Origin of the sequence: Roseovarius pelagicus, assembly GCF_025639885.1 — a bacterium.
Lineage (GTDB): Bacteria > Pseudomonadota > Alphaproteobacteria > Rhodobacterales > Rhodobacteraceae > Roseovarius > Roseovarius pelagicus.
This window is the reverse complement of sequence record NZ_CP106738.1, coordinates 1,781,291-1,804,632: the sequence shown is the minus strand read 5'-3', so window position 1 is coordinate 1,804,632 and position 23,342 is coordinate 1,781,291. Positions and strand designations below refer to the sequence as shown.

The following is a 23,342-nucleotide window of genomic DNA, read 5'->3' as shown; positions in this document are numbered from 1 at the left end:
GTCTGGACCTTTGAACCGATCAGGGCGATCCTAAATGGATCGCCCTTTTTTGCCTAAATGAAACAAGAGGACCGACCATGTTCCGCACGCTGATCGCTCTGCTCTTGACCATGTCGTTCGTTACGATGGGTCACGCGCAGGATGCGCCCGCCACCGTACCTGACCGCTCTGCGACAGGTGGTGCACAGACACTTGAGGATATCCTCGCCCGGCAGCGCGGCGAAAAGGTGGACAACGGTTTCAGATCGGACGCGACGGGTGATCCGAATAACGCAGCGGCCCCGTCGAACCAGCTTGGGACGCTGGGTGGCGCGTCTGATCCAGAGCTGTGGCGCGCCTTGCGGTTCGGTTCTGCCGATATCACCGCATCGAATAACGGCCCTGCCGCCACCACCCTTGTGCAGGATGGGGGCATGCGCTGGCTTCGGTTTCGCCAAGGCCCACTGCTGACCTATGGCAGCTATCTGTTGGGCGGCACGTTGCTGCTGCTTGCATTGTTTTATCTCGTGCGGGGTCGGATCCGCATCGACGGTGTCAAGACCGGACACAAGATAGAACGCTTCAAGGCGATTGAACGCTTTGGCCATTGGCTGTTGGCGGGTTCGTTCATCCTGTTGGGACTGACTGGGTTGATCTCACTTTTTGGTCGCAAATTTCTGATCCCGACATTCGGGCACGAGGCATTTTCGACGCTCGCCGTGGCATCGAAATGGGTCCACAACAATGTGTCATGGGCGTTCATGATCGCGCTGGTGATGATTTTCGTGATGTGGGTCATCCACAATCTGCCCGACCGTACAGATATCAACTGGCTGCTCAAGGGCGGGGGCATCTTCTCCAAGGGGCACCCACCTGCAAAGAAATTCAACGCTGGTCAAAAACTGATATTCTGGTCCGTGATCCTGCTCGGGGCATCAATATCGGTCTCCGGATTGTCATTACTCTTCCCGTTCGAGATCAATATTTTCGCAGCGACATTCGCGAAGCTGAACGCGTTTGGTATTTCCGAACTTCTGGGGCTGGGCGAGCTGCGCACCGATCTCGCGCCACATGAAGAGATGCAATATGCACAGCTATGGCACGCGATCGTCAGCTTTGTGTTGATGGCGATCATCTTTGCGCACATCTACATTGGCACGCTGGGAATGGAAGGTGCTTACGACGCCATGGGCTCCGGCGAAGTCGAGGAACAATGGGCGCGCGAGCATCATTCGCTTTGGGTCGATGAAGTGAAGGCCAAGGAGAAGCCGAATACAGAAAACGCCACGCCCGCTGAATAGATGGCGCGTGCATTGGCCATAGCGATCCTTTTCGCGACCCCATTGGCCGCGCAGGATTTCTTTACACTCAAAGGCCACGGCGGCCCGATCATGGACATAGCGGTGTCCCCTGCGGGCCAGATCGCAACGGCGAGTTTCGACAATTCCGTGGGCCTGTGGGACCAGCATGATCCCATCTGGCTGGAAGGCCACGCCGCGGCGGTCAACGCGGTGGCGTTTCGGGCAGAAGATTTCGTGGTCTCTGCGGGTGATGACTTTCAGGCGTGGCTGTGGTCTGCCCGCGCCAGAGAAGGTCGCCAGATCGTCTCACATACCGCCAAGGTCATGGACGTGGCCTTGGCACCAGACGGCATGACCATCGCGACCGCATCATGGGACAGCACGATTGGCCTGACCACCATCGACACGCGGAATGACGTCGCGCTTAGCAACTGGCAGATCGTTGGCAGAAAACTGACCGGGCACAGATCAGGGGTGAATGCGGTCGCTTTCTCGCAGGACGGCGAAACGCTCTATTCGGCATCCATGGACGGCACCATCCGGTCGTGGCAGAGCTTCGGCTCCCAACCGACCTCGAACGTGATTGTCAAACATGGATTTGGCGTCAACGAATTGATTGTAAATCAGGCGGCAGGTTGGCTTGCCTATGGCGCGGTTGATGGCGGCACACGGATCATCGACCTCACAACCGGTGAAGAGATCGCTGATTTCACGCTCGAGCGCCGTCCCATTCTGGCGATGGCCTTCGATCCGGTTGGCAAACAGCTCGCGGTGGGTGATGGCGAAGGGTTCATCATGCTCGTCAACACCGAGAGGATGGAGATTACCCACGATTTTCGCGCAGCACGTCAAGGACCGATCTGGGCGTTGGCCTTTTCTCCAGACGGTCAGAATATTCATGCAGGCGGCATAGAGGATATCGTTTATTCTTGGCCGGTGGCCACGATGACCGAACACGGCCCGATGACTGGCAAGCAGCGCAGTTTCCTCGCAGACCCGGAAACGCTGTCGAACGGAGAGCGACAGTTTAAACGGAAATGCTCTATCTGCCACACGCTGGAGGCAGGGAGTGCGCGCAAGGCGGGGCCAAGCCTGCATGCCCTTTTTGGTCGCAAGGCCGGAACCGTGTCAGATTACGTCTATTCGGACACCCTTGACCGCTCGGAAATTATCTGGTCAGCAGAGACGATCAATGCTTTGTTCGATCTTGGGCCGGATCACTTCATTCCGGGAACGAAAATGCCAATGCAGCGGATTGTCAAACAGGCGGACCGCGATGATCTGATCGACTACTTGCGTACCCAAACGGTGCAGGGAGAGGACTGATATGAAAGCCATGCTCGCAGCCATTGTGGCGATTGCCGTTATCGCAGTCGGATCGAACATGATTCTGACCAAGGCCGGTTTCTCCAGTCAGGAACGCGCATCAGGCCCTGCGGTGCGCCTCGGCAACTGACACAGGCAACTGGTTAGGACACCCCCCGTAATGAACGAGATCTGGGCCGGTATTCTTGCGGCGTTCCGGCTGATTATCACGCTTGACGCGGATCTGGTTGAAATCACGCTGCGGTCCCTTCGGGTCAGCCTGTCAGCACTCGTGATCGCGTCTGCCATTGCACTCCCGTTCGGCACTTGGCTGGCCATTCGCCGCTTTCGGTTTCGCCGTGCCACGATTGCGACCCTGAATGCCTTTATGGGGTTGCCACCCGTGGTCGTCGGGCTGATCGTCTACCTGCTGTTGTCGCGTTCTGGCCCGTTTGGCGTTCTTGGGCTTTTGTTCACACCCACGGCAATGATTATCGCGCAGGTTATCATCATCACGCCATTGATCGCGTCGATCACCCATCAGACCATGCGCGAACTATGGGCGGATTACCATGATCTGTTGATTTCCCTCAACACCAGCGGTCGGCAACGCATCGCGACGCTGATCTGGGACGGTCGGCGCGCGCTTTTGACCGGGGCGTTGGCCGGATTCGGGCGCGCGATTGGCGAAGTCGGTGCGATTATGATCGTCGGTGGCAACATCGACCATGCCACGCGGGTTTTGACGACGGCAATTGCTCTGGAAACCGGCAAGGGCGACTTCTCTCTCGCGCTGGGATTGGGCTTCGTTCTGATTGCAATGGCGCTGCTGGTAAATTTCGCCATCCACACCCTGTCTCGGACAGAACGAGAGGGCACATGGTAGATAACCCACTGTCCGTCAGCCTGAAGGATGTACGTGTCAAACGGCGCGGCAGAACGATCCTTGGCCCTGTTAATCTGACACTGGCTGGGTCCGGCTTTACAATCCTGATCGGCCCGAACGGTGCGGGGAAAACGACACTGTTGAAGGTCCTGCACGGGATTGAGCGTATCTCGGCCGGGACGGTGCAGTGGTCTGTCGCCGATGCTGAGGCACGGCAGGCGCAGGCCTATGTTTTCCAACGTCCGATCATGCTGCGGCGAACCGTCAGGCAGAACCTTGCGTATCCGTTGAAATTGCTTGGTGTACCCAAATCCGAGATCGCACAAAAGGTTACCGATTGGGCTGGACGGGTCGGGTTGCACGAGATGCTTGACCATCCGGCACCGCGCCTGTCGGGCGGCGAGAAACAGAAACTGGCTCTTGGACGTGCTCTGGTCCGCACCCCCAAAGTGCTGTTTCTGGACGAGCCGTGCGCCAATCTCGACGGTCGGTCCACACGCGAGATTGAAACCGTTTTGCGCCATGCAAACACGACAGGAACCCGCATCGTGATGACGACGCATGACTTGGGGCAGGCGCGCCGACTTGCCAGCGATGTGCTGTTCCTCTTGCATGGAAAACTGCATGATCAGGGGTCTGCACCACAGATTTTCAGTAACCCCGGCACAGCAGAATTTCAGGCATTTTTGCAAGGAGACATCGTCGATTGATAACCGTGCTTTCGATCACGGCGGGCGCAGACTGCGTGTCGCCGATCTCGGACGCGCGGTGCAAGGTCAGCGGTTCGGGCGTGCGGGTAATTTCAGGCTCATCGCCCCAGTAATGATCTCGCCACAAAGCGTTGCTTGCCTCATGGGCTCCGGTCACGGCTGGATGAAAGCTTGGCAGCAGATCACATTCAGGAAGCGGCTGCGCGGGCGATTTCGTTTTGCGACAGCCCGTATTTCTCGGCAAATCGCGTACGCGCCGCCACGAGGCGCGGATCGTCGGGGCGCAAACCCAGAGTGCGGATAAACTCGATCCGTTGTTTCGTCCTTAGTGCCTCGCGGTCAATCGCAGTATTCATAACACGGTCAATCACTTCCCCACCGGGCGAGACGTGGAACCATTTTGAAAAATCACGAAAATGGTGCTGATTGTGCAATGTTGTGACATGGCGTGCGATTTTGGATTTTGGAATGTTCAGGTGCGATGTCATGTGGAACCATTCATAGCCCATGAACATCAGAACACCGCCCACCAGAACGATTGCCACAGCAATGTCAAAAGACGCCGGTAGTCCGATCAGCGCGGCAATTCCCCAAACCAGACAGAAATTGAGGCCGAGCACCGGCAGGGCGACCCAAGGTGGCACAAAGAACAACCCGTGATTGGTCGGAAAATCGTGATGCCCGTAATGTGCCTGATACAGCAGATCAAATGCCCATTGACGCTTTGGCGGGGGCAAGTGAAATACAAACCTGTGAAGACTGTACTCGTTCAGCATCTGGGCACCAAACCCGAACGGTATCAACAGCCACGCCCACCACGGGGCATGGAACACCATGATCGCAATGCCAGTCAGTGCAGCAAGGCACATGCCGACGATGCTGATATGAGAAAACATGAGCTTTAGTCGCGTCATCATAGACCTCATATGTATTCTGGTTGTCTATATGGGCCGCAGGACAGTCGTCAAACCTGACGCTGCGACATACACTAACCCCGGAATTACTGTTGAAAGCCACTGCCCTCCTGCTGGCGTCGTGATCGCCACCCGATTGTAACGACAGCGCACGCGGCATTTGTCACTGAACTCAGCCGCCCGCTGCCTGTAAACGGGTGGCAATGGCAGTAGATTTTCTACAATCACCACGCAGAGATTTTTCCGCGAATTGTAGCGGGCAGATCAGTAGACTAGGCCATGATTTCAATCGAGAAACGCGAAAGGAAACGACTATGTCCGATCAAAAGGTAGCCCTCATTACTGCGGGTGGTAGCGGTTTGGGTGCAGGCGCGGCACAGCAGTTGGCGCAGGACGGGTTTCACGTCGGTATCCTGTCATCGTCCGGCAAGGGCGAGGCGCTGGCCAAGGAACTGGGCGGGCTGGGTGTGACCGGATCGAACCAGAACACCGATGATCTGGAGCGTCTGGTCAAGGGCGCGCAGGATCGCTGGGGTCGCGTTGATGTGCTGGTCAATTCCGCCGGGCACGGCCCTAAGGGGCCAATTCTGGAAATCAGCGATGAGGATTGGCACACCGGCATGGATTTCTACCTGATGAACGTGATCCGCCCGACTCGCATGGTCACGCCGATCATGCAGGCGCAGGGTGGTGGCACGATCATCAACATCTCGACTTTTGCCGCGTTCGAACCTGATCCGCTGTTTCCCACTTCAGGTGTTTTTCGCGCAGGCCTCGCCGCGTTTACCAAGCTTTATGCCGACAAATACGCCGCCGATAACATCCGCATGAACAACGTGCTGCCCGGTTTCATCGACAGCCTGCCAGAGACCGAGGATCGGCGCGCCCGCATCCCGATGGGGCGCTACGGGCATGCGAACGAAGTCTCTGCACTGATTTCGTATCTGGCGTCCGAAGGCGGCGGATATGTCACTGGTCAGAACTGGCGGGTGGATGGCGGGCTGACAGCGTCGGTCTGACGCGGGGTGCGCCACGATCCAAGGCCGCAGCGTTAGGTCCTCCGACCACGCGCTGCGGTCCTGCTGGTGGTTTCGATGCGTTAGACTTGCATTTCCGTCGACGGAATCACCCGAAAGAACGTGCCGTCCGACCAAAGCCCGAACCATCCAGCATGATGTTCCCCGATCTCGACCAACCGGTAAAAGCTTTTGCGGTCGATCAGCGCCTCTAACGCACCGCGTACCAGCACATAGGGCGATGGCTCGCCTGTCTCGGCGTCGCGCTCGACGCGGATCGGGGTATCCGGCCCGGCGTCGACGCTGTCGCCGACATTGGTCCGAAATGTCAGAACCTGATCCGCGCCACTGCCGCTGACGTCGAAATCCACGGCGACAAATGGCGCATCGTCGACGGTGATCCCGACCTTTTCGACAGGCGTGACCAGCACATACTTGTCACCTTCCTTGCGCATGATCGTCGAAAACAGCCGAACCAGTTCAGGCCGGTTGATTGGGGTACCCTCGTGAAACCATGTCCCGTCGCGCGCAATGCGCATGTCGATGTCGCCGCTGAAATCCGGATTCCACAGGTGAATCGGCGGCAAACCGCGTTTGCCACCCTGTTTTGCGGTAGCCCGTGCCGCCGCCTCGATCCCATCCGATGACGGTGTCGTGATCTTTTCTCCGCTCATTGCTTTTGCCATTTCCGTTCTGCGCGATACACTCTTAGGTAACAGATATAGAATGAGCAGGGAGCATTGCCATGACTGATCCGACCGATCTGGTGGCCGAGATCGAAATGCTGGAGGAAAAGCTGGCGCAGGCACGGGCATCCATCACCCGGCGCTTCATAGGCCAGACCCGCGTTGTGGACCTGACGTTGTCGGCGTTGTTGTGTGGCGGGCATGGCCTGCTGGTAGGTCTGCCCGGACTGGGCAAAACGCGGCTGGTCGAAACGCTGGCCACGGTGATGGGGCTTGCGGGCAATCGAATCCAGTTCACTCCCGATCTGATGCCAGCCGATATTCTGGGCAGTGAAGTGCTGGAAACCGGCGCAGATGGCACCCGCGCGTTCAAGTTCATTCCCGGCCCGGTTTTTTGCCAGCTTCTGATGGCGGACGAGATTAACCGCGCCAGCCCGCGCACGCAGTCTGCCCTGTTGCAGGCGATGCAGGAACGCCAAGTTACCGTTGCGGGCGAGGATCGCGCGCTAGAGCCGCCATTTCATGTGCTGGCAACGCAGAACCCGATTGAACAAGAGGGCACATATCCGCTGCCCGAGGCGCAGTTGGACCGCTTTCTGGTGCAGATCGACGTGCCGTATCCTGACCGCGATACCGAACGTGATATTTTGGTGGCCACGACCGGTGCGACCGAGGACGCGGCGCATGGCGTATTCACCGCGACCGAATTGCTGGCGGCGCAGCATCTATTGCGCCGGATGCCGGTGGGGGATGGCGTGATGGAAATGATTCTCGATTTGGTGCGCGCTTTCCGGCCCGAGGATGCAAACGCGTCCGAACGGGTTAAGACGATGGTTGCTTGGGGGCCGGGTCCGCGCGCGGCGCAGGCATTGATGCTGACCGTACGCGCCCGCGCGTTGCTACAGGGACGGCTGGCACCGAATGCCGACGACGTGATCGAAATGGCGCAGCCGGTGCTGATCCACCGCATGGCGCTCAACTTCTCGGCGCGGGCGCGCGGCGACAGTCTGTCTGATCTGATTGCCGAGACCACCGCCGGTCTGAGCCGGACCATGGCCGCAGCGTGACAACGTCTCCCGCCTCTCTGCGTGGTCGGGCCGAGGCCGAGGCCGCGCGCTTTCCACCTCTGCTGGCGCGGGCCGAACGGCTGGCAGGGTCTGTCCTGCTGGGCGAACATGGCCGCCGCAGGGCAGGGCTGGGCGATGATTTCTGGCAATACCGCCCCGTACAACAGGGCGATTCGCGGCGGATGATTGACTGGCGCCGGTCCGCGCGCAGTGACGTGCAGTTCGTGCGCGAACGCGAATGGCAGATCGCACAGAGTGTGATGCTATGGGTCGACGGGGCTGCCTCGATGCGGTTTGCCTCGACCCCGGACCTGCCCGAAAAGGCGGACCGCGCGCGACTGATCGCGCTGGCCGGGGCGATCATGCTGTTGCGCAGTGGCGAACGCGTGGGCATGACCGGCAGCGCGCTGCCGCCGCGCCGCGGAGAGACACAGATATTGCGGTTGGCGACCTATCTGGCCAGCGAAGACAGTGCCGAAGATTACGGCGCCCCCGAAGCACGCGGCATGCTGCCCCATTCTCGGGCCCTCTTTATCTCTGATTTCATGGGCGATGTGGCACCCGTGCGCGCCGCGCTGACCAAGGCGGCAGATCGCGGCGTGCGCGGTGTTCTGTTTCAGGTGCTCGACCCCGCCGAAGAGGCGTTTCCCTATCGCGGCCGCGCGATTTTCGAATCCATCGGCGGCACGCTGGCGCACGAAACGCTGAAGGCAAATGACCTCAAGAATCGGTATCTGGAGCGTCTGGCAGCCCGCAAGGCCGAGCTGGAGCAGCTTTGTGCCGCAACGGGCTGGCGCTACGGCTGTCATCACACCTCGCACAGCGCGCAATCGGCACTGTTATGGCTCTACCGCGCGATTGAGAGCGGAGGGGCGCGGCGATGATGATCGGGCCCATCGGTTTCGCTGCGCCGTGGCTTCTGGTCGCGCTGGCCCTGTTGCCAGTGCTGTGGGTGCTGCTGCGTGCCGTGCCGCCCGCGCCGGTGCGCCGTCGGTTCCCCGGTGTCGCGTTGCTGCTGGGTCTCAAGGACGATGACAGTGTGACCGACCGGACACCGTGGTGGTTGCTGCTATTGCGGATGCTGGCCGTGGCGGCGGTGATTATCGGGCTGGCCGGCCCCGTTCTGAACCCCAAAGACGACGCGACCAGATCAGAAACAGGCCCATTGTTGATCGTGATGGATGCCAGTTGGGCCAGCGCCCGCGACTGGCCTGAACAACGCGCGTTCCTGACCACGATGCTGGCTGAGGCGGGGCGCGAGGCCCGGCCTGTGGCCATTATGCGCCTGACCGATCCTGCCGCGCCTGTGTTCCAGTCTGCCGATACGTGGCGCAGCCGTCTACCGGGGCTGGTGCCCGCGGCATGGGCCGCCGGGTCGGATGATATGACACAGGCGGCGATGCTGCTGGGCGATACCCCGTTCGAGACCCGCTGGCTGTCCGACGGGCTGGCGCGCGAGGGCCGCGAGGCGCTGCTCGACGCATTGGAGGATCGCGGAACTGTGACCGTATTCGAGGGCGCGCATGCGACGCTCGCCCTTGGCCCGGCGCGGATAGAGGATGGTGCGCTGGTATTGACCGCTCAGCGCGCTCAAACGGCGCTGAAGCGCGAGATTGCTATTCTGGCACATGGTCGTGACCCGTCGGGAACCCCTCGGGTGATGGCCACATTGCCACTGCAATTTGAGGAGGGCGAAGGCACCGCGACAGGCACACTCAGCTTGCCAGCCGAGTTGCGTGCGCGGCTCACCCGGTTTGAGATTGCCGGGCAGGATCATGCGGGTGCGATTAGCCTGACCGATGACGGGCTGAAACGACGCGAGGTCGCATTGATTGCGGGTCGTGATGACCGCGAGGGGCTGGAGCTGCTGTCGCCGCTGCATTATCTCGAGCGCGCGTTGCAGCCTTCTGCCGATCTGCTGGATGGCGCGTTGATGGACATACTGCCTGCCAACCCAAATGTCATCGTTCTTGCGGATGTGGCGACTCTGTCCGAGGCTGAACAGTCTGCCCTGCTGGACTGGGTTGATACGGGCGGAATGCTGTTGCGCTTTGCCGGGCCGCGCCTTGCGGGCAGCGAGGTATCGCGCAATGAAGAGGCGCCTCTGATGCCCGTACGGTTGCGGGCCGGTGGTCGTACGGTTGGCGGCGCGATGAGCTGGGGATCGCCCAAATCACTTGCGCCCTTTCCCGAGGACAGCCCCTTTTACGGCCTCGACGTGCCGGAGGATGTGACCGTCAGCGCACAAGTCATGGCGCAGCCCGACCCGACACTGGCCGCGCGCGTCATCGCGCAGTTGAGTGATGGCACCCCTCTGGTCACGCGCAAGAAAGTCGGCGCGGGACAGGTGGTGCTCTTTCACGTCACGGCCAATGCCGAATGGTCCACGCTGCCCCTGTCCGGTCTGTTTGTGCGGATGCTGGAGCGGCTGGCGATCTCCTCCGCCGCCGAGATGCCCGCTGCCGAAGAACTGACAGGCACCACATGGCATCCTGTTCAGGTTCTGGACGGGTTTGGCGTGCTCAGCGACGCGGGCAACCTGCCGGGTGTTACCGGCGAGGCGCTGGTGGACGCGCCGCTGGGCCGCGACATGCAGCCGGGTCTGTATGATGGGGCTGACCGCCGGATCGCGCGCAATGTGCTCGCCGAGGGGGATACTCTGACCCCGGCCTTATGGCCTGCGCGCGTCAATGTCCGCGGTTTTCAACGCGGGGCCGAGACACCGTTGGGCGGCTGGCTTCTTGCGCTGGCACTGGTGCTGCTGAGCGCCGACATTCTGGCGTCACTCGCGCTGTCGGGTCGCCTGTTGCCCGCCCGCGCGGCATTGGTGCTGGCAGCCGCATTGATGTTGCCGGACACGGGCGAGGCCCAGCAAACGCACGAGGCACTGACATCAGAGCTGGCACTTGCTCATGTCATCACCGGCGACGCGCGATTGGATGATACCGCTCGCGCTGGGCTGCTCGGTCTCAGCGAAACGCTTTTCTTTCGGACATCGGTCGAGCCTACGGACCCGGTGGGGGTTAATCTGGAAACAGATGAACTGGCGTTCTTTCCGCTTCTTTACTGGCCGATCACGCCGGATCAGCCGCAGCCCTCGACCGAAGCCTACACCAAACTGAACCACTATCTGCGCACAGGTGGGATGATCGTGTTCGACACACGGGATGCGGATATCGCCAGCTTCGGTGCGGCATCCCCCAACGGGGTCAAACTGCAACGCCTCGCAGCGCCGCTGGATATTCCGCCGTTGGAGCAGGTGCCCAAGGATCACGTGTTGACGCGCACATTCTATCTGCTTCAGGATTTTCCGGGCCGCCATGCAGGGCGTCCTGTCTGGGTAGAGGCCTCGCCGCCAGACGCCGAGCAGATCGAGGGTATGCCATTCCGCAACCTGAATGATGGGGTTACGCCGGTGGTTATTGGTGGCAATGACTGGGCTGCCGCATGGGCAGTCGATGGGCGCGGCAACGTGATGTTTCCCGTCGGACGGGGCTATGCCGGAGAACGGCAACGCGAACTGGCCTACCGGTTCGGGGTTAATCTGGTGATGCACGTCCTGACGGGTAACTATAAATCCGATCAGGTGCATGTGCCTGCATTGCTGGACAGGTTGGGCCAATGACGGGGCTGCTGGTCTTTGATCCATTGCTGCCTGTGTGGCTGATCGCGGTGCTGGCGGGCATGGTGATCTGCGGCACGGCATTGGCGCTGTGGCGCGGCTTGTCGGGATGGGCGTTGCGGGCGCTGGGGGCCGTGGTCGTTCTGGCGGCGCTGGCGGGTCCTGTTTATCAGCAAGAGGACCGCGCGCCGCTCAGCGATATTGTCATGGTCGTTGAAGATTCCAGTGCCAGCCATCGGCTGGGTGACCGTGCCGAGATGACGACGCAGGCCGCCGAGGCGCTGGCCACCCGCCTGCAAGCACGTGAAAATACCGAAGTGCGCCGGGTCACTGTCCCCGACGGTGCCGACAACAGCGGTACGCAACTGATGAGCACGCTCGCCGACGCAATGGCCGAAGAACCCCAAGGGCGCATCGCCGGGGTCTTCGTGCTCAGTGACGGGAGGTTGCACGATCTGGACCGCGCCCCGAACCTGCCTGCGCCGATGCATCTGCTGCATACCGGGCGCAGTGATGACTGGGATCGGCGGCTGATCATCGCAGGTGCGCCCGCTTTTGCCATTCTGGACGAAGAGATCACCCTGACCATCCGTGTCGAGGATAGCGGTGCCGTGCCCGAGAACGTCGAGAGTGCGCAGCTTGATATCTCGATCGATGGCGACGCGCCGCAGCGGTTCGAGGTGCCAATCGGACGCGACATAGACCTGCCGTTGGTGTTGCCACATGGCGGGCGCAACGTGCTACAGTTCACTATCCCCGAGGCAGAAGGCGAGCTGACGGATCGCAACAACTCTGCACTGGTACAGATCAACGGTGTGCGCGATCGGCTCAGCGTGCTGCTGGTCTCAGGAGAGCCCCACCCCGGCGGCCGCACATGGCGTAATCTACTGAAATCGGACAGTTCTGTTGATCTTGTGCATTTCACGATCTTGCGCCCTCCCGAAAAACAGGACGGCGTTCCGGTGCGAGAGCTGAGCCTGATCGCGTTCCCAACGCGAGAGCTGTTTCTGGAAAAGATCGACGATTTCGATCTGATCATCTTTGACCGTTACAAGCGGCGCGGCATCCTGCCGTCGCTCTACCTCGACAATGTGCGCAGCTATGTCGAGGGCGGTGGCGCGGTTCTGATTGCTGCGGGCCCGGATTTTGCCAGTGCCGACAGCCTTTACCGTTCGCCGCTGGAAGCGATCGTGCCAGCCCGCCCGACAGCGCGGGTGATCGACCGGGGCTATCGCCCGGCCGTAACGGATCTGGGACAGCGTCATCCGGTGACGGCGGGCCTGTCAGAGCTGCACGAGGGCGATTGGGGTCGTTGGCTGCGCCAGATCGAGGTCGGTGATCCGGTTGGTGATGTGGTCATGTCCGGTGCCGAGGATGCACCGCTGCTGATCCTTGATCGGGTGGGCGAGGGGCGCGTGGCGCTGCTCGCCTCCGATCATGCGTGGCTATGGAACCGTGGCTACGAGGGCGGCGGTCCGCAATTGGAACTCTTGCGGCGTCTCGCCCATTGGATGATGAAAGAGCCGGAACTGGAAGAAGAGGCGCTGTGGGCCGAGGCAACAGGCCAGCAAATGCGCATCATCCGCCGTTCTTTGGCCGCTTCTGTAGGTCCGGTCACGATCACCACGCCGCTTGGCGATACGCTCGACCTGCCTTTGGCCGAAGTGTCGCCGGGACGGTTCGAGGCGATCTATGATGGGCCGGTGATTGGCCTCTATCGGTTGGAAAACGGCGATCAGTCGGCGGTAATCGGCCTCGGCCCTGCCGCCCCGGTGGAATTCGAGGAAACGATTGCCAGCGGCGCACCTATGGCAGAAGTGATCGCTGCGTCGAATGGCGGCGTGCGCGCGCTAGAGGACGGCGTGCCCGGTATCCGCGCGGTCAGCCCCGGTCGTCCGGCCGCAGGACGCACCTGGCTGGGGATTACGCCGCGTGGTGCCTACCGGACGCAAAGTGTGACGCAGACGGCGTTGCTGCCCGCGTGGCTGGTGCTATTGCTGGCGTCGATGCTGGTCATTGGTGGCTGGCTGCGCGAAGGGCGGCGCTGATCGCGCCTACCTTAGTAAGGAACGCGCACTGCAGTCGGCTCACCCGACCAGTTCTCGACCGAGCAACTGGCACGCACGAAAACCTCGCGAGTGCCATCAGGCAACATCACGTTGCCCAGACTGCGGGTAAAGGGCTGTTCGTCCACATGCGGATGATGCAGCTTACGTGTGGCCAACACATTGCCGTCTGCATCCAGCACTTCCCAGCCGTCGGCATAATGGTCCCAGCCACTGTCGGGATGCAGGATGGAGACGTGAAATCGCCAGCCCATGCCGTCCTTCTCGACATGCACATCGGTGATGTCCGGTGCATCGGCCAAGCCGGAACCAGTCAGGAAGGGGGCCGCCACCAACGCAGCGCCAAGGGTCAGAATGAAACGTTTCATGGAACCAGATATAGGGCATGACCATGTGTCATGCTTTCACGTCTGTGTGTTTGCAGTGTCATGTTTGCCGGTCGCCTCCGGCTGCATCAGGATCCGCCTTGATTGCGACGCGAATTCGCGCCGAAAGAGGATCAGGCAGGTAAGTGCGGCGGCCACGATCAGTGCTTCGGGACCAAGCAGCCATGCGGTCGAGGCCAGCGCGAAGTAAATCGAGCGCAAGCCGCGGTTAAAGCTGCGCGCACCGGTGATGTTGAGTTCGGCGGCCTTGTGTGCCCGAGGCGACGTCAGTGGATCATCGGGATCGTTGGGCACCGCCGCCATCACGACGGCGCAATATCCAAACAGGCGGTTTGCCCAGACGAATTTAAAGAAGGCATTCACCAGAAAACCCAGCATTACGAACAGCTTGATTTCCCACACGATGGCCGGGTCCTGATCAATGGTCAGATCGCTGGCGATGCCGATCAACGTGTCGGTGTTCCCCAGCAGAGCAAGCCCGCCGCCAAGCGCGATCATCGTGGCAGAGGCAAAGAACGTCGCGCCCTGACGCAGATTCGTCAGCGTCTGCGCATCAAAGATACGCGGGTCGCGGTGGATCATCTGGGTCATCCAATGGCGTCGATAATCCGCCATCAGCCGCGAGACCGAAGGCCACGCTCTGCCCGAATGCTCAATGATCAGGCCAATGGCAAAAGAGCCGACCAGTATCGTGGCCAAAGCCATGATATCCAGAAACCCGAAAAGCGCCAAACGATCCACCCAGTGCATCATGCAACTGTAGGGAGTGACGAGGAGACTTGCCAGATGGGTAAATTGGTTATATTTTATGACCAATTATTACTTTTGCGTTGCTGTCCTTGGGATCGTGCGCGCAAACTGACATGCCGCAATTCACGTCATTATGTCGTGGCGCGCGGCGCGTGGAGGCGCAGCCGATGGAAATGCCGCAACCGAATGCGACGATTCTGGCCCGCAAGCCCGAGATCGTACGGCGTCTGAGCGAGGTGCTGCCCGCAGGCGCAGTGATCTCGGATGAGGCAGAAACGCGGGCTTATGAATGCGACGCGCTGACAGCGTACAAGTGCCCACCTCTCGCCGCTGTGCTGCCGAGCAGCACGCACGAAGTGTCCGAGGTGCTTCGGGTCTGCTTTGAATTGGGTGTGCCGGTCGTGCCGCGTGGGTCGGGCACGTCGCTGGCCGGTGGGGCGCTGCCGACGGGTGATTGCGTCATCCTTGGGGTGGCGCGCCTGAATGATGTGTTGGAAACCGATTACGAGAACCGGTTCATCCGGGTACAATCGGGCCGGACCAACCTCAGCGTGACGGGCGCAGTGGAAGAAAATGGATTTTTCTACGCGCCGGACCCATCCAGCCAGTTGGCCTGTGCCATTGCGGGCAACATAGCGATGAATTCGGGCGGTGCGCATTGCCTGAAATACGGTGTGACAACCAACAACCTGCTGGGCGTGACGATGGTGTTGATGGACGGCACCGTGACCGAAATCGGCGGCGCGTATCTGGACGCGGCGGGTTATGATCTGCTGGGTGTTATCTGTGGGTCCGAGGGACAATTGGGTGTCGTGACTGAGGCGACCTTGCGTATTCTGCACAAACCCGAAGGCGCGCGACCTGTGCTGATCGGATATGACAGCAACGAGGTGGCGGGTGCCTGCGTGTCCGACATCATCAAGGCAGGCGTTCTGCCTGTCGCGATCGAATTTATGGATCGTCCATGCATCCGCGCGACCGAGGCATTCGCTGGCGCGGGCTATCCTGATTGCGAGGCGCTGCTGATCGTCGAGGTCGAGGGTTCAGAGGCCGAGATTGACGAGCAACTGGCGATCATACTGGAAATTGCGCGTAGGCATGACCCGGTGGAACTACGTCAGAGCACGTCCGCCGACGAAAGCGCAAGAATCTGGCTGGGTCGCAAATCCGCCTTTGGCGCGATGGGGCAGATCAATGACTACATGTGCCTTGATGGCACAATCCCGGTCAGCCAGCTGCCGTTCGTGTTGCGTCGTATCAGTGAGATGAGTCGGGACTACGGGCTGGATGTGGGCAACGTGTTCCACGCGGGCGATGGTAATATGCATCCGCTGATCCTCTATGATGCGAACAAACCCGGCGATCTGGAGCTGTGCGAGGCTTTCGGCGCGGATATCCTCAAACTGTGCGTTGAGGTAGGGGGCTGCCTGACGGGCGAACACGGTGTGGGAATCGAAAAGCGCGACCTGATGGGGCATCAGTATGCAGCCGTCGATCTGGAAATGCAGATGGCGGTCAAGGATGTGTTCGACCCAAAGTGGCTGTTGAACCCTGCCAAGGTTTTTCCGCTGGCAGACAGCGCGTCACGACGGATCGCGGCGGAATAGGGGCTTTGCCCCTCGCTTTGTAACCTGCCGGTTTCAAAGCTCACCCCAGGATATTTGGAGCAAGAAGAAACATCATGTTGCGCCCAGAGACAGAGACCGCGCTGGCGGAGATAATCAAAGCCGCCACTGGTCCGTTGCGGATAGAGGGTGGCGGCACGCGATCTGTTGAGCGCGCGCGCACGGGTGAGACACTGAGCATGTCGGCGATGCGCGGCATCGACCTCTATGAACCCGGTGCACTGACGATGGTGGCCAAGGCTGGCACGCCGCTGGAAGAGGTAGAGGCGGCGCTGGCCAAAGAAGGCCAGCGATTGCCCTTTGAACCAATGGACCATCGCCCCTTGTTGGGCACTGACGGCATACCGACGATCGGGGGCGTATTCGCGGCCAATATCTCTGGTCCGCGCCGTATTCAGGTGGGGGCGGCGCGCGATTTTCTGCTGGGGGTGCGGTTTGTTGATGGCGCGGGGCGGGTCGTATCGAACGGCGGGCGGGTGATGAAGAATGTCACCGGCTATGATCTGGTCAAGCTGATGGCGGGCAGTCGCGGGACGTTGGGCGTGTTGACAGAACTATCGTTCAAGGTTTTGCCGAAGTCGGATTTTTGCGGAGTGCTGAGCCTTGAGGGGTTAGATGATGTTCGTGCCGTTGCGGCCCTCTGTCGCGCGTTGGGATCACCCTATGAGGTTAGTGGTGCAGCCCACATGCAAAAGGGGTCGGACGGGGTGCCGGTGACGATGATCCGTCTGGAGGGCTTTGAGAAATCCGTGCGTTACCGGGCGAACGCCCTGCAAAAATTGCTCGGGGAGTTTGGTGTGTTTCAGCTTGAGACAGATCCCGAGTGTGTTGACGCTTGCTGGTGTTCAATCCGGGATGTGGTGCCGTTCAAGGGACACGCCGGTGATGTCTGGCGTGTCTCTGTCAAACCCACCGATGCGCCGACCGTCGTGGCGCAGGTTTCCGGGGCGGACGCAATTTATGATTGGGGTGGCGGGCTGATCTGGCTCAGGGTTAATGGGGACAGTCATGCAAGCGCGATCCGGGACGCTGTGGCGGCTGTCGGGGGGCATGCGACGCGTGTCCGTGGGACTGGTCCGGATGCGTTTCACCCCTTGCCGTCGTCATTGGCCGCACTGGAGGCGGGGTTGCGCGCGCGGTTCGATCCGAGCGGTATTCTGAACCCCGGATTGATGGGGTCGGTCGCGTGACTTTATTGAAAAAGGGCGGTTTCGATGCGCACTGAGTTTACCGAGAATCAGTTGAAAGATCCGGGCATTCGCCGCGCGAATGAAATCCTGCGATCCTGCGTGCATTGTGGATTTTGCACAGCGACTTGCCCCACCTATCAGGTCTTGGGCGACGAATTGGATAGCCCGCGCGGGCGCATCTACCTGATCAAGGATATGTTGGAAAACGAACGTGTGCCCGATGCCAAGACGGTGGGACATATCGACAAATGCCTGAGTTGTCTGGCCTGCATGACCACCTGCCCGTCGGGGGTGCATTACATGCATCTGGTGGATCATGCGCGCGCCTATATCGAGGCCAACTACAAACGCCCACCGGGTGAACGGATGCTGCGTTGGGTGCTGGCGCGTATTTTGCCCCACCCAATGCGATTTCGCATCGCGCTGCTGGGGGCCAAGCTTGGGCGGCCCTTCGCCCGATTGATGCCAGATGCGCGGTTGCGCGCGATGTTGGAGATGGCACCGAAGCAGGTGCCGCCGGTCAGCCGCAATGATGACCCACAGACATTTTTGCCGGCTACTGGTGCCGTGCGCGCCGGAAAACGTGTGGCACTGATGACGGGCTGCGCCCAAAAGGCGCTGAATACCGATATCAACGATGCCACGATCCGGCTGTTAACGCGGCTGGGCTGCGAAGTGGTGGTGGCCAAGGGCGCAGGCTGTTGCGGCGCGCTGACGCACCATATGGGCAAGGCGACCAAGAGCCATGCCACCGCCGCAAAGAATATCCATGCTTGGGCGGCCGAAATGGACGGTGACGGCCTGGATGCCATTGTCATCAACACATCCGGATGCGGCACCACGGTCAAGGATTACGGGCATATGTTCCGGCACGACCCGTTGGCGCAGGATGCGGCGCGGATCTCGGGGATCGCGATGGATATCTCGGAGTTGCTGATGACGCTCGATATGCCGGACGGGTCGGCCAAGGACCTGACGATTGCCTATCATGCGGCCTGTTCGTTGCAGCACGGACAACAGATAAAGACCTTTCCCAAAGACCTGCTGAAGCGCGCCGGGTTCACAGTGGTGGAGCCCGCCGACAGCCACCTGTGCTGTGGTTCGGCTGGCACCTACAACCTGATGCAGCCCGAAATTTCTGGGCAACTAAAGACGCGCAAGGTGCGCACGCTGGAAGCGAAATCGCCGGATGCCATCGCAGCCGGAAACATCGGCTGCATGATGCAGATTGGCAGCGGAACCGAGATACCCATTGTGCATACGGTTGAGTTGCTGGACTGGGCCACTGGTGGTCCGAAACCGCCCGCGCTCGACGGGAAACTGCCCATCCCGAACCTGAACCGCTGAAATTGATTTGCTGGTTTGGCGATCGTGCCAAACAAATGCCTCAAATCCTTGGTAGCGGTGCAACAGAACTGGATTTGGGAGTGTTTCATGCTGCGCAGCTTGCTGGTGGCCTTTGCGGTTGCTGTGATCATATCGCCTGTATCGGCACAGCAGACACAGTTGCAGAGGCTCGACACCGGCGATGATGGTCGCGCATGGGAGGCTGTCGGGCGGCTTGATCTGGCGGGGCGGGGATTTTGCACAGGCACATTGATCGCGCCTGATCTGGTGCTGACAGCGGCCCATTGCCTCTTTGACAAGGCGACCGGAAAGCGGATCGACCAGAACAAGATCGAATTTTTAGCGGGCTGGCGCAATGGTCGCGCATCAGCCTATCGTTGGATACGTCGCGCCGTGGTCCACCCCAGCTATATCTTTGATCAGCAGATCGCGGCAGACCGGGTGCGCAATGATGTGGCGCTGCTGGAACTGCACCACCCGATCCGCAATGGGCGGGTAGAACCGTTCGAGACGGATCGACGCCCGATCAAGGGCCAGCGTATCGGTGTCGTCAGCTATGCGCGTGGTCGGTCAGAGGCGCCTTCGCTACAGGAGGTGTGTGATGTCATTGCCCGCCAGCAGGGTGTCTTGGTGATGTCGTGCGATGTGACCTATGGGGCATCCGGTGCGCCGATCTTCAGCTTTGAAAGCGGCACGCCCCGTGTCGTATCAGTCGTGTCGGCCATGGCAGAGGTCAATGGCCGCAAGGTGTCACTGGGCACACAACTGGAAGAGCCGTTGGCGGTGCTGCGTGCGGCATTGGATGCTGGCGAAGGTGTCCAGCAATCCGATGCGCCGCAGATGAATATCGTGGGAGTGCGCCGGACGACGGGTGCGAAATTTGCCAAGCCATGAAACTGCGCGTCATTTATATGCTGGCGTTCGCGCTGTTGCCGCAGGTTGTTGCGGCCAGCGGGCTGGTGCGCCTGACAGACCGGGATGACCTCTTTGGATGGGAGGCGGTCGGCAGGATCGAGATCGGCGGCGACGGATATTGCACGGGTGCGCTGATCGCCCCGGACACCGTGCTGACGGCTGCGCATTGCGTGTATGATGAACAAGGCGCGATGATCGAACCGGACGATCTGATATTTCGCGCAGGATTGCGGGATGGCGTTTTCATCTCGCAAAGCCGTGTCGCCCAGATCGCCGCGCATACCGATTACGCGCCTCTGGGTGGGCTTGATGCCAACAACTTGCGTCACGACGCGGCCCTTCTGGTGTTAAAGAAAGCCATCCCCAGCGCGGTTGCCAGCCCGTTCGTTCTGGCAGCGCCCCGGCGTCCGGGGCAGCGGGTGAGCGTGGTCAGCTACGGCAAAGGGCGCGATGCGGCGCTGTCATGGCAACGCGATTGCGGTGTGACGGCCGCGGGGCAGGGGCTGATGGCGTTTGACTGCAATGTGACGTTTGGTTCGTCCGGTGCGCCCGTCTTTACGCGCGAGGCAGGTCGCGCGCGTATTGTGTCCCTGATCAGCGCAGGTGGAAAACAGGATGGCGCTACGGTTGCCTATGGAATGGACCTGCCAGACGTCGTCGACCGGCTAAAGCGCGACTTGCGCGCATCTGTCCAAACCGGGCCCGCGCGGATCAAGCGGATAAAGGTGGGACAGGGCGGTGGCGCTTCCGGCGCGAAATTTGCAAAACCCTGATTTCGGGGGCGGGCGGTTTCGCAGTATCTGCGGTACTTGAAACAGCGTTGTCATTCCCCACATATGGCATGTTCGGTGCCGCGTCGCGGGCCGGACGGAACCCGGCCTGTCCCAGATGGGAAGGTCACACCATATTGTTATCGCTCAATGGAGGATGACCCATGCGAAACTTTGATCTGGCTCCACTTTACCGGGCCACCGTCGGCTTTGACCAAATTGCAGACATGATGGACCGCGTTCTGTCCAGTGATGTCGCCCAGCCGACCTATCCACCTTACAATATCGAAAAGACAGCCGATGATGCCTACCGTATCTCGATTGCGGTTGCAGGCTTTGCCGATGCCGACCTGTCAGTCGAAGTGAAAGAGGGCGCGCTGATCGTCGCGGCACGCAAGGCGGATGATGACGCCAACCGCAACTATCTGCACCGGGGCATTGCCACCCGCGCGTTCGAACGACGCTTCCAATTGGCGGATCACGTGCGGATCACCGGAGCGGCCCATGCAGACGGCATGCTGCATATTGATCTGGTGCGAGAAGTGCCCGAGGCACTGAAACCGCGCCGCATCGCAATCGAAAGCGGATCGACCAACACCGACAAGGACGTGGTCGACGCCAAGGCTGTCAACTGATCCACAGCTCTCTGATTGCGCTGAAGGCCCGGCAAATTGCCGGGCCTTTTTCGTCATGGCAGACCAATGCCCAACCGAGCCTGCCGCCACGGCAAGCGATCTGTTTGGAACATGCGGGACGAGGGCTGCGTTGACCTGATGAAACCCTGATACAGGAGGAAATCAGACATGAAAAACGTCATAACCACCCTCGCCGCCAGCACATTGGCATTGTCCACCTTTGCAACAGTCGCACCGGCCCAAGACGCCAGCGCCAAACTGATGGCCCTGCAAGGTGACTTGATCCGCACCCGCGACATCACCGGCGGTTCGGTGTTTTCGACCAATGCCGCAGATGACAAATGGACCAATATGTCGGTGGACACTGCTGTTGGGCCCGACTGGAACAAGATCGGCCAGATCGAAGATATCATTCTGACGCCCGAAGGCCAGATGGTCGGAATCGTGGCTGAGATCGGCGGCTTTCTCGACATCGGCGACAAGCATGTGGTGATTGCCACTGACGACGTGAAGCTGGTGCCGACACAGGACAATACATACGCCTATGTCACCCGCTTGAGCGAAGACCAACTGAAGACCATGAAGGATGTCGATGAGGGATTCTGGAATTGATCCACGGCAGATAAGCACAAAAAAAAGGGGCCAATTTGGCCCCTTTTTAGTACGTGAACGCGCCGATGTGAAACCGACGCGATACCGACGTTATACCGACATGCAAATATACTTCATTTCCAGATAATCGTCGATGCCGTGATGGCTGCCTTCGCGGCCAAGGCCGGATTGCTTTACGCCGCCGAACGGCGCCACTTCGGTCGAGATGATGCCAGTGTTCACTCCGACGATCCCATATTCCAGCGCCTCGGCCACCTTGTATACCCGGCTGAGATCCTTGGCATAAAAGTAGCTGGCCAACCCGAAGATTGTGTCATTCGCCATGGCGATCACGTCGTCTTCGTTCTCGAATTTGAAGAGCGGCGCGAGCGGGCCAAACGTCTCGTCCTTGCTGACCTGCATATCCTGCGTCACGTCGGTCAGGATTGTTGGCGGCAGAAAGTATCCTTCGCCTTGCATCGGCTCACCGCCACCCATGAGGACGTTCGCGCCCTTGGATTTTGCATCAGCGACGTGCTCCTGCACCTTTTCTATAGCATCCGCGTTGATCAGCGGCCCGAGAGCGACGCCCTCTTCCATGCCGTCACCGATTTTCAGCTTGGAGACTGCATCGTTCAGCTTTTCGGCGAATGCATCGTAGACGCCTGCCTGAACGTAAATGCGGTTGGCACAAACGCAGGTCTGACCGTTGTTGCGGAATTTACACAGGATCGCGCCCTCAACAGCGGCATCCAGATCGGCGTCGTCGAACACGATGAACGGCGCGTTGCCGCCCAGCTCCATCGAGCACTTCATAACTTGATCCGCGGCCTGACGCATCAGGATACGGCCCACTTCGGTGCTGCCGGTAAAGGTAAGTTTGCGCACTGCGGGGTTTTCGCAGAATTCCTTGCCAACTTCGGAACTGCGCGAGGAGGTGACGATGTTAAACACACCTTTGGGAATGCCCGCGCGTTCGGCCAGCACACCCATCGCAGTCGCAGACAGCGGTGTTTCGGCAGCAGGACGGCCCACAAAGGCACACCCGGCGGCCAGTGCCGGTGCCGCCTTGCGGGTGATCATCGCGTTGGGGAAGTTCCACGGTGTGATAGACGCTGCAACACCGATGGGCTGCTTGATCACAGTAATCCGCTTGTCGCGCTGGTGGCCGGGGATCGTTTCGCCATAGATACGCTTGGCTTCTTCACCAAAGAACTCGAAGAAGGATGCGCCGTAAGCGACTTCACCCTTGGCTTCTGCCAGAGGTTTACCTTGTTCGGCGGTCAGGATTGTTGCCAGATCGTCCTGGTTTTCCATCATCAGGTCGAACAATTTGCGCAGAACTGCGGCGCGCTCCTTGCCGGTCCATTTGGCCCATTCCTTTTGCGCGGCTTCTGCGGCAGCGATCGCCTCGGCGACCTGTGCGCGGCTGAGGTCCGCAACCTTTGCGATAACGTCGCCTCGGGCGGGGTTGGTGACGTCGAATGTGCCATCACCGGCGACCCATTCACCGTTAACGTAGGCGTTCTCGGCCAGCAGGGAGGGATCTTTCAACAGAGATTTCAGATCGGTATCACTCAT

22 protein-coding genes are annotated in these 23,342 nt (G+C 60.2%); 17 read left to right on the top strand and 5 right to left on the bottom strand.

The window, feature by feature from the left end; translation table 11 throughout:
- The first annotated feature begins 77 nt into the window (after window positions 1-77).
- From N7U68_RS10060 to N7U68_RS10040, 5 genes are read left to right on the top strand one after another with little or no spacing between them, the layout of a single operon-like run.
- Window positions 78-1,280, top strand: coding sequence for a formate dehydrogenase subunit gamma (locus N7U68_RS10060; RefSeq protein WP_263049022.1), 1,203 nt, complete (start codon window positions 78-80; stop codon window positions 1,278-1,280).
- Window positions 1,281-2,606 (top strand): c-type cytochrome, encoded by a 1,326-nt coding sequence (locus N7U68_RS10055; protein WP_263049021.1) that lies wholly within the window; start codon window positions 1,281-1,283, stop codon window positions 2,604-2,606.
- Window position 2,607: 1 nt separating this feature from the next.
- Window positions 2,608-2,736, top strand: a complete 129-nt coding sequence (locus tag N7U68_RS10050; protein ID WP_263049020.1) for a hypothetical protein — start codon at window positions 2,608-2,610, stop codon at window positions 2,734-2,736.
- Between the two features lie 30 nt (window positions 2,737-2,766).
- Window positions 2,767-3,471, top strand: a complete 705-nt coding sequence (locus N7U68_RS10045) for an ABC transporter permease (RefSeq protein WP_165195890.1) — start codon at window positions 2,767-2,769, stop codon at window positions 3,469-3,471.
- Window positions 3,465-4,181, top strand: a complete 717-nt coding sequence (locus N7U68_RS10040) for an energy-coupling factor ABC transporter ATP-binding protein (protein WP_263049019.1) — start codon at window positions 3,465-3,467, stop codon at window positions 4,179-4,181. The genes N7U68_RS10045 and N7U68_RS10040 overlap by 7 nt, the downstream gene beginning before the upstream one ends.
- Window positions 4,182-4,369: 188 nt before the next feature.
- On the opposite strand, the gene N7U68_RS10035 is transcribed toward N7U68_RS10040, so the two are convergent.
- Window positions 4,370-5,095 carry a sterol desaturase family protein gene (locus N7U68_RS10035; RefSeq protein WP_263049018.1) on the bottom strand — a complete coding sequence of 242 codons (726 nt, stop codon included), beginning with the start codon at window positions 5,093-5,095 and terminating at the stop codon, window positions 4,370-4,372.
- Between the two features lie 314 nt (window positions 5,096-5,409).
- On the opposite strand from N7U68_RS10035, the gene N7U68_RS10030 reads away from it, so the two are divergent.
- The gene (locus N7U68_RS10030; protein ID WP_165195896.1) at window positions 5,410-6,114 is read left to right on the top strand and encodes an SDR family oxidoreductase; all 705 of its coding nucleotides are present in this window, start codon (window positions 5,410-5,412) and stop codon (window positions 6,112-6,114) included.
- Window positions 6,115-6,194: 80 nt separating this feature from the next.
- On the opposite strand, the gene N7U68_RS10025 is transcribed toward N7U68_RS10030, so the two are convergent.
- Complete coding sequence (locus N7U68_RS10025; RefSeq protein WP_263049017.1) at window positions 6,195-6,785, bottom strand: DUF1285 domain-containing protein; 591 nt, start codon at window positions 6,783-6,785, stop codon at window positions 6,195-6,197.
- Window positions 6,786-6,856: 71 nt separating this feature from the next.
- Between N7U68_RS10025 and N7U68_RS10020 the strand changes: the two genes are divergently transcribed.
- Genes N7U68_RS10020 through N7U68_RS10005 form a run of 4 tightly spaced genes read left to right on the top strand, consistent with a single transcriptional unit; the run spans window position 6,857 to window position 13,534 of the window.
- The gene (locus N7U68_RS10020; RefSeq protein ID WP_263049016.1) at window positions 6,857-7,864 is read left to right on the top strand and encodes an AAA family ATPase; all 1,008 of its coding nucleotides are present in this window, start codon (window positions 6,857-6,859) and stop codon (window positions 7,862-7,864) included.
- Window positions 7,861-8,748, top strand: coding sequence for a DUF58 domain-containing protein (locus N7U68_RS10015; protein ID WP_263049015.1), 888 nt, complete (start codon window positions 7,861-7,863; stop codon window positions 8,746-8,748). The genes N7U68_RS10020 and N7U68_RS10015 overlap by 4 nt, the downstream gene beginning before the upstream one ends.
- Window positions 8,745-11,489, top strand: coding sequence for a DUF4159 domain-containing protein (locus N7U68_RS10010; protein WP_263049014.1), 2,745 nt, complete (start codon window positions 8,745-8,747; stop codon window positions 11,487-11,489). The genes N7U68_RS10015 and N7U68_RS10010 overlap by 4 nt, the downstream gene beginning before the upstream one ends.
- Window positions 11,486-13,534: a hypothetical protein gene (locus N7U68_RS10005; RefSeq protein WP_263049013.1), complete on the top strand. Its 2,049-nt coding sequence runs from the start codon at window positions 11,486-11,488 to the stop codon at window positions 13,532-13,534. The genes N7U68_RS10010 and N7U68_RS10005 overlap by 4 nt, the downstream gene beginning before the upstream one ends.
- Window positions 13,535-13,545: 11 nt before the next feature.
- Here the strand turns inward: N7U68_RS10005 and N7U68_RS10000 are convergent, their stop codons facing one another.
- Together N7U68_RS10000 and N7U68_RS09995 are read right to left on the bottom strand one after the other, a co-directional pair.
- Entirely contained in the window at window positions 13,546-13,920 is a 375-nt protein-coding gene (locus N7U68_RS10000) for a hypothetical protein (protein ID WP_241188106.1), read from the bottom strand.
- A gap of 36 nt (window positions 13,921-13,956) precedes the next feature.
- Window positions 13,957-14,688 carry a DUF599 domain-containing protein gene (locus N7U68_RS09995; protein WP_165197930.1) on the bottom strand — a complete coding sequence of 244 codons (732 nt, stop codon included), beginning with the start codon at window positions 14,686-14,688 and terminating at the stop codon, window positions 13,957-13,959.
- A gap of 167 nt (window positions 14,689-14,855) precedes the next feature.
- On the opposite strand from N7U68_RS09995, the gene N7U68_RS09990 reads away from it, so the two are divergent.
- From N7U68_RS09990 to N7U68_RS09960, 7 genes are all read left to right on the top strand, one after another.
- Window positions 14,856-16,295, top strand: coding sequence for an FAD-linked oxidase C-terminal domain-containing protein (locus N7U68_RS09990; RefSeq protein ID WP_263049012.1), 1,440 nt, complete (start codon window positions 14,856-14,858; stop codon window positions 16,293-16,295).
- Between the two features lie 77 nt (window positions 16,296-16,372).
- Complete coding sequence (gene glcE, locus N7U68_RS09985) at window positions 16,373-17,503, top strand: glycolate oxidase subunit GlcE (protein ID WP_263049139.1); 1,131 nt, start codon at window positions 16,373-16,375, stop codon at window positions 17,501-17,503.
- Window positions 17,504-17,527: 24 nt separating this feature from the next.
- Window positions 17,528-18,850 carry a glycolate oxidase subunit GlcF gene (gene glcF / locus N7U68_RS09980; RefSeq protein ID WP_263049011.1) on the top strand — a complete coding sequence of 441 codons (1,323 nt, stop codon included), beginning with the start codon at window positions 17,528-17,530 and terminating at the stop codon, window positions 18,848-18,850.
- An 87-nt stretch (window positions 18,851-18,937) separates the two neighbouring features.
- Window positions 18,938-19,744, top strand: a complete 807-nt coding sequence (locus N7U68_RS09975; RefSeq protein WP_165195912.1) for a trypsin-like serine peptidase — start codon at window positions 18,938-18,940, stop codon at window positions 19,742-19,744.
- Window positions 19,741-20,538 (top strand): trypsin-like serine peptidase, encoded by a 798-nt coding sequence (locus N7U68_RS09970; protein WP_263049010.1) that lies wholly within the window; start codon window positions 19,741-19,743, stop codon window positions 20,536-20,538. Before N7U68_RS09975 ends, N7U68_RS09970 begins: the two co-directional genes overlap by 4 nt.
- A gap of 161 nt (window positions 20,539-20,699) precedes the next feature.
- Window positions 20,700-21,170, top strand: a complete 471-nt coding sequence (locus N7U68_RS09965) for an Hsp20 family protein (RefSeq protein WP_165195916.1) — start codon at window positions 20,700-20,702, stop codon at window positions 21,168-21,170.
- 168 nt (window positions 21,171-21,338) lie between these two features.
- Window positions 21,339-21,782 (top strand): PRC-barrel domain-containing protein, encoded by a 444-nt coding sequence (locus N7U68_RS09960; protein ID WP_165195918.1) that lies wholly within the window; start codon window positions 21,339-21,341, stop codon window positions 21,780-21,782.
- 90 nt (window positions 21,783-21,872) lie between these two features.
- Here N7U68_RS09960 and N7U68_RS09955 read toward each other — a convergent pair whose 3' ends face one another.
- Window positions 21,873-23,342, bottom strand: a complete 1,470-nt coding sequence (locus N7U68_RS09955) for an NAD-dependent succinate-semialdehyde dehydrogenase (RefSeq protein ID WP_263049009.1) — start codon at window positions 23,340-23,342, stop codon at window positions 21,873-21,875.